General features: G+C 37.1%; 16 protein-coding genes. All 16 read right to left on the reverse strand.

Translation table 11 applies throughout. The annotated features are described in order from the left end of the window. Positions 1–13: 13 nt before the first annotated feature. Positions 14–388, reverse strand: a complete 375-nt coding sequence (locus RVY80_RS09055) for a pyridoxamine 5'-phosphate oxidase family protein (protein WP_317330334.1) — start codon at positions 386–388, stop codon at positions 14–16. Between the two features lie 301 nt (positions 389–689). Next, positions 690–2,588: a glutamine synthetase gene (locus tag RVY80_RS09060; protein ID WP_317330336.1), complete on the reverse strand. Its 1,899-nt coding sequence runs from the start codon at positions 2,586–2,588 to the stop codon at positions 690–692. A 171-nt stretch (positions 2,589–2,759) separates the two neighbouring features. Then, positions 2,760–3,203, reverse strand: coding sequence for a GatB/YqeY domain-containing protein (locus tag RVY80_RS09065; protein ID WP_317330338.1), 444 nt, complete (start codon positions 3,201–3,203; stop codon positions 2,760–2,762). A gap of 81 nt (positions 3,204–3,284) precedes the next feature. Next, positions 3,285–3,464: a 30S ribosomal protein S21 gene (gene rpsU, locus RVY80_RS09070; protein WP_004695751.1), complete on the reverse strand. Its 180-nt coding sequence runs from the start codon at positions 3,462–3,464 to the stop codon at positions 3,285–3,287. Positions 3,465–3,585: 121 nt separating this feature from the next. Then, entirely contained in the window at positions 3,586–3,930 is a 345-nt protein-coding gene (locus RVY80_RS09075) for a histidine triad nucleotide-binding protein (protein ID WP_317330342.1), read from the reverse strand. A gap of 166 nt (positions 3,931–4,096) precedes the next feature. Continuing rightward, complete coding sequence (gene mtaB / locus RVY80_RS09080; RefSeq protein WP_295189381.1) at positions 4,097–5,395, reverse strand: tRNA (N(6)-L-threonylcarbamoyladenosine(37)-C(2))-methylthiotransferase MtaB; 1,299 nt, start codon at positions 5,393–5,395, stop codon at positions 4,097–4,099. A 142-nt stretch (positions 5,396–5,537) separates the two neighbouring features. Continuing rightward, on the reverse strand, positions 5,538–6,335 hold the full coding sequence (locus tag RVY80_RS09085) for an RsmE family RNA methyltransferase (protein WP_295189378.1): 798 nt from the start codon (positions 6,333–6,335) through the stop codon (positions 5,538–5,540). A gap of 95 nt (positions 6,336–6,430) precedes the next feature. Then, positions 6,431–7,288 carry a 50S ribosomal protein L11 methyltransferase gene (locus tag RVY80_RS09090; RefSeq protein ID WP_295189375.1) on the reverse strand — a complete coding sequence of 286 codons (858 nt, stop codon included), beginning with the start codon at positions 7,286–7,288 and terminating at the stop codon, positions 6,431–6,433. Between the two features lie 43 nt (positions 7,289–7,331). Further along, a complete protein-coding gene (gene dnaJ / locus RVY80_RS09095) occupies positions 7,332–8,468 on the reverse strand; it encodes a molecular chaperone DnaJ (RefSeq protein ID WP_295189371.1) in 1,137 nt (378 codons plus the stop codon). Positions 8,469–8,488: 20 nt separating this feature from the next. After that, complete coding sequence (gene dnaK / locus RVY80_RS09100; RefSeq protein WP_295189368.1) at positions 8,489–10,333, reverse strand: molecular chaperone DnaK; 1,845 nt, start codon at positions 10,331–10,333, stop codon at positions 8,489–8,491. 57 nt (positions 10,334–10,390) lie between these two features. Next, a complete protein-coding gene (grpE, locus tag RVY80_RS09105; RefSeq protein ID WP_317330346.1) occupies positions 10,391–10,972 on the reverse strand; it encodes a nucleotide exchange factor GrpE in 582 nt (193 codons plus the stop codon). 13 nt (positions 10,973–10,985) lie between these two features. Then, positions 10,986–12,005, reverse strand: coding sequence for a heat-inducible transcriptional repressor HrcA (gene hrcA, locus RVY80_RS09110; protein WP_295189363.1), 1,020 nt, complete (start codon positions 12,003–12,005; stop codon positions 10,986–10,988). 224 nt (positions 12,006–12,229) lie between these two features. Continuing rightward, positions 12,230–12,832, reverse strand: coding sequence for a nitrite/sulfite reductase domain-containing protein (locus tag RVY80_RS09115; protein ID WP_295189360.1), 603 nt, complete (start codon positions 12,830–12,832; stop codon positions 12,230–12,232). A 113-nt stretch (positions 12,833–12,945) separates the two neighbouring features. Beyond that, positions 12,946–14,682, reverse strand: a complete 1,737-nt coding sequence (arsA, locus tag RVY80_RS09120) for an arsenical pump-driving ATPase (RefSeq protein WP_295193256.1) — start codon at positions 14,680–14,682, stop codon at positions 12,946–12,948. 12 nt (positions 14,683–14,694) lie between these two features. Next, complete coding sequence (gene arsD / locus RVY80_RS09125) at positions 14,695–15,099, reverse strand: arsenite efflux transporter metallochaperone ArsD (RefSeq protein ID WP_317330349.1); 405 nt, start codon at positions 15,097–15,099, stop codon at positions 14,695–14,697. Positions 15,100–15,202: 103 nt separating this feature from the next. Then, the gene (locus RVY80_RS09130; protein ID WP_411040797.1) at positions 15,203–15,607 is read right to left on the reverse strand and encodes an arsenate reductase/protein-tyrosine-phosphatase family protein; all 405 of its coding nucleotides are present in this window, start codon (positions 15,605–15,607) and stop codon (positions 15,203–15,205) included. Positions 15,608–15,685: the final 78 nt, after the last annotated feature.

Below are 15,685 nucleotides of genomic sequence, written 5' to 3' on the forward strand. Positions count from 1 at the left end.
TATATAGTTAGTGTTACAATAATTGTTTTGTAGATTCAGCTTTAACAATCAATACACGTTTGATGAATGGGAATGCTTCGAACATTTCATCAAAAATTGGACCTTCTGCTACGAATTCTGAAGTACCTTCAACGCGGAAACCAGTACCTTGGTAACCATTGAACCCTTCTACTTCACGTGAGCCTAATGTTACAATAACACGATTGTTTTCTTTTAAATCTGCTTCTGTACTAGTCATACCTGATGCTGGAATCCAGATTGTATCATCTTTAATTTTTAGATAAGAATTCCATGTATTAGTTACATGTGCTTCGTTATTAGCCCAAGTAGTGATAGATACAACACCTTCATGTTGCAATACTTCAAAGAATTTTTCAGAGAATACCATAATTAGCTCCTTTTGTGTAACATAGGTATAATTGAAAATTATACCCATAATTTATCTTTCCTTAATCATTCTATCACATTTCAAATTTTATTCCTACCTTTTGGCTATGATAAATATAGATATTTTTGATAGTTAAAATACATAAGAATCAGTAGTATTTTCACAGACACTTAACGCGGGTATTATTGATTCCACGAACCTTTGCAATATATTTAAAAATTTACAGCACAAAGGCCATACATCACTTCGAGGAGTTGTGATGTACGGCCTTATGTTAGTTATTTGAATTAACCAAGATCAATTAGAAGATATTTTTGCTATAGTTAGCATATTTAGCTTCCAATTCTTCCATTTTATCGTTCATTTCCATTTGTAATTTGGATGCTGTATCATAATCAGCTGTTGCTAATGCTTCTGCGATACGTGTGAACAAGGATTTTTGACCTTCTTTGTCTTTTGCAAGATATAGACGTAAGTCATTAACTTCTGCAAAACGAGTAGCGTCGATACTGTTTGCATTGTCACCATGAAGAGCTACCATAGCTTTTACAATTTCAAGGTTAGCTGGAATTAGACGGTTAGCCAATTCCAATTTCCAACGTTTCAAGATGGAAGCAATAAAGGAATCCATCAATTCTTGAGTGAAACCATCGCCTTGAGCTAATGTTGCTACTTTATCAGCATGATTTTTGTAACCCAAGATGTTTTCCCATACAGTTGCTGGTGGAATACCGAACATTTGGTTACGTTCTTCTTGAGTGTAATCTTCGAATACGTCTTTTTCGGAACGGTATACACGATCTTTTTCAAGATATTCAGCATCTTCACCAGGAGCTTTGGATAATTCAGCTTCCAATTCAGCTTGGGATTTACCAGTTGTAATTGCATATTTCATACCATCAAATGCAGCGATAAACATCAATGCTAATGCAGTATATGTATTTGTATAAGGGTTTGGAGAGCGCAATTCGTAACGAGTTGCCATAGGGTTATCGATATCACGAATCAAACCACAAAGGATTGTACGGTTACGGCTTGGTTCGCTAGGATTAGTACCCAAAGAAGTTACGATACAAACTGGTGCTTCAAAACCTGGTTTTAAACGATTCAAAGAGTCAGTTGTGGAAGAAATGAATGGGTTAATTGCTTCATAATGTTTCAATAGCCCCATGATAGCACCAATACCCAAGGAACTAGCAGATTCTTTTTTCATATCTTCTGGGCTAAACAAGTTAGTTACTTTACCAGATTTCAATTTAGCCATTACGCCAAAGTGAGTATGTTCACCAGAACCAGCTACGCCAATGATTGGTTTTGCTTTGAAAGTAACGTCAAGGCCATTTTCACGGAATACTTCACGAACGATAATACGAGCTTGTAATTCGTTATCAGCTGTTTGCAAAGGATTTGTAGAGAATTTCCAGTCAATTTCTAATTGTTCCAATACAGAGTCAACATTGCCGTCATCATCAAGTTTAGCTTTTACACCACCTACTTCTTTATGACCCATTTCTGCATGCATACCATATTGATCAAGGCGTTCAACGGCTTGTTCAAGGGCTGTACGAACTGCACCATGAGTACGTTGCCAGTATTGTTCTTGTAATTTTTGGGATACGGATAATTCTTTTTTAGTTACAGATTTGGATGGAGTTTTTACCCAAAATTCCAATTCAGTAGCAGATGTGAATACGATATCAGCAATGTCATCTACATTGATGTGTGGCATGCTTTTAAGACCATGTTCTTTCACCAAGGAAAGCAATTGATCACGAACGAAACCGCAGCTACGTTTCAAGATAGCACGGGAATCTACATATTTGTAGTTGTGCATCAAGAATGCAGGAATACGAAGTGTACCAGTTGGTAAACCAGTTGCTTCATCGATATTTTCATAGTTGTAATCTACAAACCAGTTAACACTTGGATCGCCCCACATATCAACACGTGCGTTGTTTAATGTAGCAATGTCAGTCAATACAACAGAGGAACCATCAGTTTGAACTGCACGACCTTCAAAGAAGGATTCATAATCATCAAAAAATGCAGACATAGGAATTTTTTCATCTGTATCATTACCTGCTAAGTCGATACCCACCAAGGATACAAATTTAATTTCAGGATGTTGTTCAAGAAGTGCTAATACACCTTCTTTACCATATTGGCCTGCAGGGATATAATACAATAATTCGTTTGCCATAATAGTGCCTCCTAGAGTACAAATAAACAAAAAGACCCCTTGCGCCAAGTGCCTACGCACTTAAACGTTAAGGAGTCTCCATTGACTTAATATTATCTTGAAAACATAATATCATAGGATAAAAATCATTGTCAATAGTCAATATATTTTTGTAAAATTCTATAGAAATATTTATCCTAATAATTCTTTTACAATAGTATTTACTAATTTACCATCTGCACGACCTTTTGTTTCAGGCATTACATGTTTCATTATATTGCCCATATTGACTTGATCACCACAAGCTGCAATCGCATTTTTTACAACTTCACGAATTTCGTCTTCTGTTAATTGAGCTGGTAGATATTTTTCTAAAACTGCCATTTCAGCTTGTACATGTTCTACTAAATCTTGACGGCCACCCTTTTCAAATTCACGAAGAGAATCTTGGCGAGTTTTCATTTCTTTTGCTAAAATATCAAGGATACCTTGATCATCCAATTCTACTTTATCGTTGATTTCTGTATTTTTAATAGCACTATTGACCATGCGAATTACGGACAAAGCAATTTTACCTTCTTCGCGGGCCTTCATAGCAGTTTTCATATTTTCTTTTAATTGGTCTTTGAGAGACATTCTTGATCTCCTTTCTATTACAAATAAAGAAACCCTAATTCTGGACACACCTATAGGGCGGCCAGAACTAGGGTACTAGTCTTATGCTCTGAATTTGCGTTTTCTTGCTGCTTCAGATTTTTTCTTTCTTTTCACGCTTGGTTTTTCGTAGTGTTCGCGTTTTCTTACTTCAGACAAAACACCTGCTTTTTGGCAGGAGCGTTTGAATCGACGAAGAGCACTTTCAAGCGTTTCGTTTTTACCGACTTTAATTTCAGACATCTATATCCCTCCCTCCAAAATATACTCAGGGAAGTGCAGATATTTATATACGCACATGTGCATATTATAACGACTTTACGTATATATGTCAATATATTTTACAATAATTTCCCTACAAATCTTAGGCTTCTGGCCAACCCATTTCCTCGCCACCAAGTAAATGAGCATGCATATGGAATACAGTTTGTCCTGCTTTTTCACCCGTATTGAAAATGAGACGGTATCCGTCCTCACCGATCCCTAGTTCTTTCGCAACATCTTTCACGAATGAAAGCATGCCTGCTACGTAGCTTTCATTATCTGCATTTAATGTAGCAATATTATCTACGTGATTTTTAGGAATGATTAGCACATGAACCTTTTTAACAGGATTCAAATCATGAAATGCTACAAATTTATCATTCTCTAATACCTTGTTAGATGGAATGGATCCATCAACGATTTTACAAAAAATACAATCGCTCATGTATAAGCCCCCTTCAAAATGCATCATTATGAGTCTATTATAGCAAATTCATGTACTTATTCAACGAGATTATTTATGAAACATTCGAGAATCACTAAATATTAGAATAAATATCATGACCTATATAATATAATATCATATATAAAATCGCATATAATATGATGATTTATTCAATAATTACGTACTCGCCATCAATAGCCGTAACCGTACCGCCTACTAATTCACCAACAGCATAGTTAGTATCGCCTACCTTTACCTTGCCGTGAATATATTCATTCGTAAGGCCCATATAATAACCATCCTCAATTTTTTCAATGAGGATTTCGCCTGTTTTACCAATACGAGAGTTAGCATAGTTATTATATCCATCTTGGCTCAAAGAATTTAGCAAGGCTACACGAGTTTTCTTAACAGCCTCTGGTACTTGGTCATCCATAATAGCGGCAGGTGTACCTTCCCGTTTAGAATATGGGAATGCATGAATATGAGTAAAACCAATTTCACGTACAGTATTCATAGTTTCATCGAAATCCTCATCAGTTTCTTGTGGGAAACCAGCGATGATATCTGTTGTAATGGATAAATCCTTAATCTTGCTGCGCAAATGAGCAATTAAATCTTTGTACTCTTGCAAATGGTAATGACGTTTCATGAGTTTCAGCACATGATCAGAACCAGCTTGTAATGGCAAGTGCAAATGTGGACATACGCGTTTATTGGTAGCCATCAATTCCACTAATTCATCGGATACTTCCACGGATTCGATGGAGCCAAAACGAATACGGTACAACTCAGAAATCTCTAGCAAGGCTTTCACCACGTCTGCTAATGTAGGACAACCTGGCAATTCCACGCCATAGTTGCCCAAATGAATCCCCGTCAATACTACCTCATGATATCCATGTTCCACCAGACGTTTAGCCTCGTTTACGATATCATCGATTTTACGAGATTTTAATTTACCACGGGTATACGGAATGATACAGAATGAACAGTAATTATTACAGCCCTCTTGGATTTTCATGAATGCTCGAGATTTATCGGATTCATTGCCGAATAACGGTAATTCCTCAAAATTAGATTCTTTCATGATATCGCGAACAGCATTGATTTGACGTTCTGTTGAATCTAATTGTTCCACTAGTTCCACGATTTGGCCACGATTATTAGTACCAATCACAAGGTTAACACCATCAATGGCAGCAATCGCATCCGGCGCCAACTGCGCATAACAACCAGTTACGATAATATAGGCATCCTCGTTTTGACGTTTTGCCTTGCGGATCAACTGACGAGATTTTTTCTCCCCCATATTCGTAACGGAACATGTATTAATAACGTAGATATCTGCTTTTTCATCAAAATCTACGGCTTCATAATTCTTTTGTAAAAATAGACCCTTCATGGCATCCGTGTCATATTGGTTAACACGACAACCAAGGGTTGTGAAAGCAACGCTTTTCATTGCACCTCCTAATCGAAATCGATAGATTCGCAGATCTATTATCGAAATATTAGTATTCGAAATCTATCATCAAAATTCGTCAGTAATCGAGATTCATCATTAATCGAAATGTGATGTTAATCGAAAACTATCAATTTATATATTATAACTCTAATTCGTAATTAATCATAGCGATAGAACTTATGGCTGCCGTTTCTGCACGCAAAATGGTATTGCCTAATGTAACGGACTCAACGCCACGTTCAGACATAGCATCAATTTCCTTCTGCTGAAAGCCCCCTTCAGGACCAATACAGATAAGTACAGTTGGTTGAGTTGGTGCTATTATTACACCATTACTATTATTTGAATTTTCCACAGTGGTTTGATTAAAATCACTTAGGGTTTTCTGTTTAAAATCCACTAAGGCATCCTTTAAGGTTCTACCTGTTTCATTTTCATAGGCTACTAATTGTAATGCATCAGATTCAATGTCTAATACTTGCGGTAACGTTTGATCTACCACTAATGTAGGCAATTGATTACGACCACATTGTTGGGATGCTTCTTGCATAATTTTTTCCCAACGGCTGGCCTTGGACATGAGTTTTTTATCATCGTATTTGACTACATTATTAGCCGTAGCCACGAGATATACCGCATCCACATTAAGCTCCGTAGCCTTTTGTAATACCCATTCAAGTTTTTCCCCTTTTAATAGGGATTGCACTAGTATAACCCGACTCATCTGTGTTTGACTAGGTAATAACTCACATAACTGAGCATAAGCCGCCCCATCAATTTCTGCAGTAATTAAATAAGATCCCGTTTGTCCATCAGAACCAGATACAGTAACTGGTTTTCTCATATCATGCCGAAATACATGCAAAATATGATGCGTAATATCTTTAGGAATTATGATATTGTCAGTTAATGGTGTAGGAATAAATATTTTTTTCATACTATCCTCTATGTAATATGTACCATGAAAATTTTGAAATCTATACATCGATGAGAGCATATTAGTTTTCCAACAATTCTCTGTACATTATGTATTTATATTTTTTGTAGAGCAAAGGTATGCCAAGGGCCTTCTACGACTTCTTCTACAATGGACCAATGCTCAGTGATATATGGCATGATTTCATCATATCTATCATCAATGATACCACTAATAATTAAAATACCTGTATCAGTAATTTTTCGGTCTATTACAGGCAATAGCATTTTCAATGGATCCACCGTTAAATTCGCTAATACCACATCGGCTACACCATGATAGTCTACATCTAAGTCACCATGAATGATAGTGGCCTGTACACGGTTGTTATCACAGTTGATTTGAGCTTGTTTGGCCGCACTTTCATCAATATCAATGCCCGTTAATGTATGAAAGCCTAATTTAGCGGCCACAAGTAATAAAATACCTGTACCAGTGCCAATATCTAGGCATTCTTTATGTTCCTTACCCTCACTGTATTTTGCCAACAGTTTCGCACATGAACGAGTTGTTTCGTGAGCGCCTGTACCAAAGGATAATTCAGAATCGATTTCTATGATTTGATCATCTGGTTTCGCGTCATAGTCCTGCCAAGCTGGGTTAATGATAATATGAGGCAAAATTTCTGTAGGTTCAATGTATTGTTGCCAACTATTGAGCCACGTGGAATCATCCACCTCATTGGTTACCATATCAATAACGTTAATTTTCGCTGCATTAAGACGTTCTGTAACAATTGCGGTAAAATCCTCGCCACTCATTCCTTCTGGTCCATAGAGGGTAATTTTAACGTGTTCTGGGGTATCTTCTATATCTTCTTCTATAATTCCATTATCTGCATAATCGCTAAAAAGAGTAGTCACCTCATCGGTGGCTACTCTTTCGCAAATAATGGATAGTTCAATCCATTTCATGTATGCTCCTTGTTGTGTTTACACTAGTAACAGTATGTAGCATTCATTTAAAAGCATCTTTTAATTTATCAAACAAGCCTTTGCTAACTTGTAATACGTTTACATCTTCGTCACTTTCATTTGCAAAGCGAAGTAAGAGTTCACGTTGTTTTTCAGTCAATTTTTTAGGTGTTTGAACCGTTACGATAATGTGTTGATCCCCACGTTGGTTCGGGTTTCTAAGGTATGGAATGCCTTTGCCTTTAATTCTGAATGCTGTACCTGTTTGAGTACCTTCCGGAATCTTCAAGTCTACTTTACCATCTAAAGTATTCACTTGTACAGTAGCACCCAATGCAGCTTGTGCAAAACTAATATTTACACGGCTCACAACATCATTGCCATTACGTTCAAATTCTTTATGTGGACGTACGTAAATGTATACGTACAAATCACCTTTAGGACCGCCTAAAATACCTGGTTCACCTTCGTTAGCTACGCGCAAACGGGAACCATTATCCACCCCTGGTGGAACTTTAATAGCGATTTTACGTTTCGCAATAACTTGTCCTTCACCACGACATTTAGAACATTTCTTTTCGATAATTTTCCCAGAGCCATGACATTTAGAACAAGTTCGTTGTGTACGCATTTGACCAAATGGTGTATTTTGTACCACAGATTCTTGACCTGTACCACGACAGTTAGGACATGTATCCACTTTTGAACCAGGTTCACCGCCTGTGCCATGACAATGATCACATTCTTCATGACGATGTACAGTGATGTCCATGGATTTACCAAAGGCTGCATCTTCAAAGGAAATATCAATATCTTCTCGAAGATCGTTACCTTTTTGTGGTCCTTGTTGTTGACGACCGCCACCACCAAAGAACATATCGAATATATCACCAAATCCACCAGCTTGCCCGCCAAAGCCGCCTTGGAAACCACCGGCACTGGCGCCTCCACCTTGGGTAAAAGCGTCGTGTCCGTATTGGTCATATTGAGCTTTTTTTGTGTCATCCGATAACACTTCATAGGCTTCATTAGCTTCTTTAAACTTTTCTTCTGCCTCTTTAGGATTGTCTCGGTTCACATCGGGATGGTATTGACGTGCCTTTTTACGAAAGGCCTTTTTGATTTCGTCTTGGGACGCATTTCTGTCGACCCCTAGGACTTCATAATAGTCTCTAGCCATCTATTTGTTACCAGCCCTTCTTAGTTGTTTTTCTTTTCGTCATCAACTACTGTGTAATCAGCATCTACTACATTGTCGTCTGCTTTTACAGAACCTTCAGCACCTTGAGCGCCAGCAGCTTCTTGAGCTTGTTGTGCTTGTGCATACATTTGTTCCGCAATTTTGTGTAATGGAGCAGTTAATGCTTCGCTGTCTTTTTTGATGTCTTCGATATTGCCAGATTCGATAGATTTTTTCAATTTATCTTTCGCTTCTTCAACTTCTTTCATCAATGCAGCATCGCCTTTACCTTCAAGGTCTTTCAATGCTTTTTCAGCTTGGTATACAAGGGAATCAGCGTTATTTTTAACGTCTAATTCTTCTTTTTTCACTTTATCTTCTGCTGCATGAGCTTCTGCTTCTTTCACCATGCGATCGATTTCTTCTTGTTGCAAACCGCTGGAAGAAGTGATAGTGATTTTTTGTTCTTTGCCTGTACCTAAATCTTTAGCTTTTACGTGTACGATACCGTTAGCATCGATGTCGAAAGTAACTTCGATTTGAGGAACCCCACGAGGAGCTGCAGGAATGCCATCAAGGTTGAAACGACCTAATGTTTTGTTATCTGCTGCGAATTCACGTTCACCTTGCAATACATGGATATCAACGGATGGTTGATTATCTGCTGCAGTGGAGAACACTTGGGATTTAGATGTAGGAATAGTTGTGTTGCGGTCGATAATACGAGTGAATACACCACCCATAGTTTCGATCCCCAAAGACAATGGAGTTACATCAAGTAACAATACGTCTTTTACTTCACCAACAAGTACGCCACCTTGGATAGCAGCACCGATAGCTACACATTCATCAGGGTTAACGTTTTTAGTTGGTTCTTTGCCAAGAACGCGTTTGATAGCTTCTTGAACAGCTGGAATACGAGAGGAACCACCAACCAATAATACTTTATCGATTTCAGAAGCGGACAAACCAGAGTCAGCCAATGCTTTACGGGTTGGTTCGATAGTTGCTTCTACTAAGTCATGTGTTAATTCTTCAAATTTAGCACGAGTCAAAGTCAAGTCTAAATGTTTAGGACCTGTTGCATCAGCTGTGATGAATGGCAAGTTGATGTTTGTGCTAGCTACGCCAGACAATTCAATTTTTGCTTTTTCAGCAGCTTCTTTCAAACGTTGGTCAGCCATTTTATCATTGGACAAGTCGATACCGGAATCTTTTTTGAATTCGTCGATCAACCAGTTCATGATACGTTGGTCAAAGTCATCACCACCAAGATGGTTATTACCACTTGTAGCTTTTACTTCGAATACGCCATCGCCTAATTCAAGGATGGAAACGTCGAATGTACCACCACCAAGGTCGAATACAAGGATTTTGCCATCTTCGTCTTTATCTACACCGTATGCCAATGCGGCTGCAGTTGGTTCGTTGATGATACGAAGAACTTCAAGACCAGCAATAGCACCAGCGTCTTTTGTTGCTTGACGTTGAGCATCAGTGAAGTATGCAGGAACAGTGATAACTGCTTGGGATACAGTTTCACCTAAGTATGCTTCTGCGTCTGCTTTAATTTTTTGCAATACCATTGCAGAGATTTCTTGAGGTGTGTATGCTTTACCTTCTACAGTTACTTTGTAATCAGAACCCATGTGACGTTTGATGGATGCGATTGTGTTTTCAGGGTTGGATACAGCTTGACGTTTTGCCAATTGACCAACTAAACGTTCCCCATTTTTTGCGAAACCAACAACGGATGGGGTTGTACGCGCGCCTTCTTGATTAGTAATAACGACTGCTTCGCCGCCTTCCATAACCGCTACGCAAGAATTTGTAGTACCTAAGTCAATACCAATTACTTTTGCCATGTTAAATGACCTCCTAAATTAATGTTTTTGTATATCGATTAATGTGTAAATTGTAAATTAATTTCCAGATACTTTCACCATTGCTGGTCGAATGCACCGACCGTCAACAGTGTAACCAGTTTGTAATACTTCTACCACTGTATCCTCTGGATATTCATCAGTTTCAACACGCATAATTGCTTGGTGAAGATTTGGATCGAATGGTTGTCCCACTGCTTCAATTGGTGCCAAACCATGTTTTTGTAATGTTGCCATTAAGTTTTGATGGATCATCACAAAACCATCAAGGAATGTTTTCGCATCGCCTTCTGCAGGAGATTGAACGGCTCTTTCAAAATTGTCGAGCACTGGCAATAAGTCAGCAAGCACATTACCTTTTACAAATCCAGATAATTGTTCTTTCTCTTGATTTGTGCGGCGTCTAAAATTATCGAAATCCGCTTGTAAACGCTTGTAGCGATTATCGAATTCGTTTTTTAGTTCCTCTAGCACTTGTGCTGCATCAACAACAGCCTCCTCTGTATCCTCCACGACCTCAGCCTCTACAGCCTCAGCACCGACATCTACAGTATTCTCAGCGTCATTTACAGTGTTTTCCGTAGTTTCATCAACTACATCTTGTTTAACTTCTTCAGACATACTTGCCACCTTTCTATTTATTTTGGTTGTTAGCCATTGTATCCATCAATTGTTTCATATAGGTTAGCATCCCAATGATTCGACTATATTCCATACGCGTAGGCCCTAAAATTGCCAAGGTACCCACTTGCTTTTCAGGTGTAGAAAAATCAGCTTGAATGACACTCATATCATGTAAAGATTCCACAGGATTTTCCGTACCGATTTTTACTTTCACAGGCGTTGGAGAACCATCCACTAACAACCGTGTTAATTGATTTTGTTCCTCCACTAATGAAAGTATAGGCTGCACCTTTTCAACGTTTTTAAATTCTGGTTGATTTAATAACTCAGTGGCCCCTACGGAATAGAACAATTTTTTTTTAGTAATAGCTCGGTGTAAGGTTTCACAGAAAATCAATAACAACTGTCGTGGTCCCTCGATTTGTGTAATCAAGGATGCCAGTTTTTCAGGTATTATATCTTGAATGAAAGTATCTTGCAAGGCATTACTAAATTTAACGGCTGTCACCTGCAACACATCTATGGACACCGCCTCTTTAAAGTACATTAACTCATTATCGAGAGCGCCCGTTTCTGTGATGACCACCATGACGGCTTGATGTGTATCTAGCGGTAATACATGAATAAATTTGAGTAGCGCCCGATCATGTGCAGGTGCTAGGAATAAACTCATACTATGACTCACTTGGGAAATCAATTTCGCCATATTCAGGAATAGTTCGCTGCTAGAACCTGTTGTGTCATGGTAAATCGTTTGGATTCGTTTCGCATCCTCTGCAGGTACGTCCTGTTGATTCATCATGGAATCTACATAGAGACGATACCCCTTAGCGGATGGTATCCGTCCAGCCGATGTATGTGGCTGTTCTAAATACCCTAATTCTTCTAAATCAGACATTTCATTGCGAACCGTGGCCGGGCTAATACCAAGATTATAATTCTTGGCAATCGTCCGTGAACCCACCGGTTCAGCTGACTTAACATAATCTTCTATAATCGCTCGTAAGATGCGCTGTTTACGTTCATCCATAATGACACCTCACTTGTTAGCACTCATCTAATTCGAGTGCTAATCGCATGTATAATATTATCACAGTCAAGAAAATTGTCAAGTAAAAAATTCCATATAAAGTCAGAAAAAATCTATTTAGTCAAAAAGACAATTCAAAGATTTGATTTATTTAGTCAAAAAGACAAAGACAGCAATTGATTTTCAATTGCTGTCTTTTAGGGCTTGTGTATGTTCTATAAATTTTATAGAGTTATATTTTCTAATGGATTCCCAACTCTTTTAAGCAGTCCTCCTAAACGTTCTTTCGGCTTCGCCTCACTGGCATACCACTCAATAATGACATCACTAGCCTTCTTTGCCTGTTCAATAGTGAGATTTTTCGCCAAAATTTGACCTTTAGCAGGCGTGTGAAAAGATTGACCACCTACGACAAGCAAAAAACCATTTGTAGTGCCTACAAAGGCAATATCCTTAATCATAGAGTCGGGACAATTACGGCCGCAACCAGAAATGCCGATTTTACACTTATGTGCCATAGAACGGCCATAATGGGAACGTTCAATATGATCAGCGAGCTCCATCGTTTCCATTTGACCATTTTTACAGCCATCTTTACCTACGCAAGCAATCAGGGAATTCACACCACGATGTACAACGGGGCGAACGCCGTCTGGTAATTCAGCAATGAGTGCTGGCTTATCATCCTTTTCAATGCCAGTGATTTGCAATCCTGTCACAACGTGACGGAAGGAACCACCATATTTTTCTGCTAAATCAATGCAAGCTTTCATTTGTTCCAAGGTAAATTCATTATGAGTACCATGTATAATTACAGATGTTTTCATATTTCTCTCCTATTTTTAAGACTATGCTTGCATGTATTCATCATCATCCAGTAGTACTATATCAAAATTTTTCTAGTTTAGCTATGATTAAATTTACAGGTACTCATCTCATATTATAGATTTCTTAAATTATCACCTTTAACATTGTTTTCATTCCATCCAATTAATGCATAATGATGATTAGTGTGTTCATCTATCTTATTTATCCAGTTTATCTCATTACTAGCTTTAGCCAGTAATAACTTATTTGTAGTTCCAGATAGGTAAAGAGACGAATTAATTACCCACCAATTACATGGAATGCCTGCGCGCTTAAGGTCCTCCTCAAGACGAGTAGCCTCATATACAGGTGTTGCTTCTGCTAACGTTACGATGATAACTTCAGTTTCTTTATTATTACGTAACCTTGGTAATAATTTTTTGACACTTACAGGTACTTCACCTTGTGAACGTGCTATTTCCTTATGATAACTTTGGGTAGCATCTAATAATAACAATGTATGACCTGTAGGAGCTGTATCAATTACAACAATTTGTTCATCCGCTTTATCAACAATTTCAGCAAATGCTCTAAAAACGGCTATTTCTTGTGTACAAGGTGAACGAAGATCTTCTGTAACATATGCAATATCTTCCTCGGACATCGTATCTCGTGCTTTATTTATAACAGCTTCTTGATACTTCTTTAACTCTTTTTCTTCATCAATATAACTCATTGTTATATGGCTATTTTCATCTAGAACAAATTTTAAATGTGCCGCTGGGTCAGTTGTTGCTAAATGAACTTCTTTACCTTTATCTGAAAGCCCTAATGCTATCGCTGCTGCAATTGTTGTTTTGCCGACACCACCTTTCCCCATTGTAAAAATTACTCTTTTATTTTCTGTAAAAAGTCTATCTATAATCGCTTGTAGCCTTATTATATTTGTATCATGAAGCTGTTCTTTATTAGCAATATAATGATCCTCTTTAAGCAAGGCTCTTACATTAGTAATTCCCGTAATATTATAAGCTCTTAAAGGAATATAATATTTTTGTAATTCTGATAAAGATATCGCTATATTTGATAAAGCTGTATGTTGCTTATCATATAAGTGTTTTGAAACACTATCATCATATGTGTCCATAACACCATTGATTATTAATAGCTGATTTTTAATACCTATATTGAATAATTCTTGGGAAGCTCTTTCTGCTTCTTTCAGTGGTGCTACATCTGGTCTAGATACCAATATTAAGGTTGTTTGTCTATCATCCGCTAAAGTTTCTACAGCCTTTTTATACATATCTTTTTTATCTTCTAGACCTGCTAACTGACCAAGACAAGATGCTCCGTGTGTATTTTCACTAATAAAATTACTCCAAGCAGACGGGAGTTGAAGCATTCTTAATGTGTGACCTGTAGGTGCTGTATCAAAAATTATATGGTCGTATTCTTCAGCAATAGTTTTATTGGTAATAAAATTAGAAAACTCATTAAAAGCAGCAATTTCCACTGTACAAGAACCCGATAACTGTTCTTCCATATTTGTGATAATAGAATCTGGTAATTTACCTCTAAAAGGTGCAATAACACTTTCTTTATACTCGTAAGCTGCTCTAATAGGGTCTAAATTTGCAACCACAAGACCTTTTACCTCGTCTATAGGTGTCCCTTTGCTGCTTAGTTCAGTAGCAAATACATCTTGTAAGTTTGATGCTGGATCTGTACTAATTAATAATACTTTTTTCCCTCCATCGGCTAATGCTACTGCTGTTGCACAAGCAGTCGATGTTTTACCAACACCACCTTTACCTGTAAAAAAAAGATATTTTGTTACATTTATACTTTGTGTATTAAAGAGTTTCATATGCTATCTCCTTTAACAAGATTCATCATTTCCACAACAAGAGGTATTTTCTACGTTATCTGCACAGTTACACTCATTTGGATTGATATTCTCACAATTATATAACAAATCTGAGGGGATAGATAATAAAGAAACAAACTCCTCATTGGTAGGATATCTACCAGTAATACTAATTACATCATCAATTAATACGACAGGTAATCCATCAGCACCATGCACATTTATATAGTCATTAATTGTTTTATTGTTAATAAATTTTATAGGCGCAACATTTAAATTAAAGCGATCAACTATTACATTATGTTTTTTTAGTGAATTTAATATAGTTGAAATTCTCAATAACTCTGAATCAATACTAACACCGCATACACCAGTTTCACAACATAAGGCTGGTTCAAAAATAGTCATTTTTTTCATATTAACATCTCCTTGCTTAATAAAATTTAAATAGGCAAATATATTATGTTACTAAATAGACTTCATCTATAGATAAGAATTTATAACCATCATACTTTTCACTTTAAGTTATTATTCCTGTCTCAATGCGAAACTTAAGATCTAATATTTTTTTATAAATTATATTAGCTGTATCAATAAAATCAATAGCGCTTTTTCCAGTAGGATCTTCGATTCCCCAATCCTCACGATAACGACATGGTAAAAATGGACAAATAACATTACATCCCATTGTAATCACAATATCTACATCAGGAATCTTATCTAATGTTTTAGAATATTGATTGGTCATATCATATTGATATACCTCCAATACAGTTTTGATAGCGTCTGGATTAATAAATGGAACTTGCTCAGTTCCAGCTGAATAGCTTTCAAAAGTATCTGATGCAAATAATGTTCCTAAAGCTTCTGCTATTTGACTTCTACATGAGTTATGAACACATATAAAAGCAACTTTAGGTTTCATAAACATCCCCCCCCTTTAGTGGATTATTAAATTGTTTTAAAGAAAATTAAGAAAATTTTTTTAATAGCTTATAGAGTT

Origin of the sequence: Veillonella absiana (genome assembly GCF_032970865.1) — a bacterium.
In the GTDB taxonomy this organism is placed as follows: domain Bacteria; phylum Bacillota; class Negativicutes; order Veillonellales; family Veillonellaceae; genus Veillonella; species Veillonella absiana.

Bases quoted from the DNA above. Each gene is read 5' to 3' on its own strand.
- RVY80_RS09055 (WP_317330334.1), bottom strand. From the start codon at position 388: ATGGTATTCTCTGAAAAATTCTTTGAAGTATTGCAACATGAAGGTGTT.
- RVY80_RS09060 (WP_317330336.1), bottom strand. From the start codon at position 2,588: ATGGCAAACGAATTATTGTATTATATCCCTGCAGGCCAATATGGTAAA.
- RVY80_RS09065 (WP_317330338.1), bottom strand. From the start codon at position 3,203: ATGTCTCTCAAAGACCAATTAAAAGAAAATATGAAAACTGCTATGAAG.
- rpsU (WP_004695751.1), bottom strand. From the start codon at position 3,464: ATGTCTGAAATTAAAGTCGGTAAAAACGAAACGCTTGAAAGTGCTCTT.
- RVY80_RS09075 (WP_317330342.1), bottom strand. From the start codon at position 3,930: ATGAGCGATTGTATTTTTTGTAAAATCGTTGATGGATCCATTCCATCT.
- mtaB (WP_295189381.1), bottom strand. From the start codon at position 5,395: ATGAAAAGCGTTGCTTTCACAACCCTTGGTTGTCGTGTTAACCAATAT.
- RVY80_RS09085 (WP_295189378.1), bottom strand. From the start codon at position 6,335: ATGAAAAAAATATTTATTCCTACACCATTAACTGACAATATCATAATT.
- RVY80_RS09090 (WP_295189375.1), bottom strand. From the start codon at position 7,288: ATGAAATGGATTGAACTATCCATTATTTGCGAAAGAGTAGCCACCGAT.
- dnaJ (WP_295189371.1), bottom strand. From the start codon at position 8,468: ATGGCTAGAGACTATTATGAAGTCCTAGGGGTCGACAGAAATGCGTCC.
- dnaK (WP_295189368.1), bottom strand. From the start codon at position 10,333: ATGGCAAAAGTAATTGGTATTGACTTAGGTACTACAAATTCTTGCGTA.
- grpE (WP_317330346.1), bottom strand. From the start codon at position 10,972: ATGTCTGAAGAAGTTAAACAAGATGTAGTTGATGAAACTACGGAAAAC.
- hrcA (WP_295189363.1), bottom strand. From the start codon at position 12,005: ATGGATGAACGTAAACAGCGCATCTTACGAGCGATTATAGAAGATTAT.
- RVY80_RS09115 (WP_295189360.1), bottom strand. From the start codon at position 12,832: ATGAAAACATCTGTAATTATACATGGTACTCATAATGAATTTACCTTG.
- arsA (WP_295193256.1), bottom strand. From the start codon at position 14,682: ATGAAACTCTTTAATACACAAAGTATAAATGTAACAAAATATCTTTTT.
- arsD (WP_317330349.1), bottom strand. From the start codon at position 15,099: ATGAAAAAAATGACTATTTTTGAACCAGCCTTATGTTGTGAAACTGGT.
- RVY80_RS09130 (WP_411040797.1), bottom strand. From the start codon at position 15,607: ATGAAACCTAAAGTTGCTTTTATATGTGTTCATAACTCATGTAGAAGT.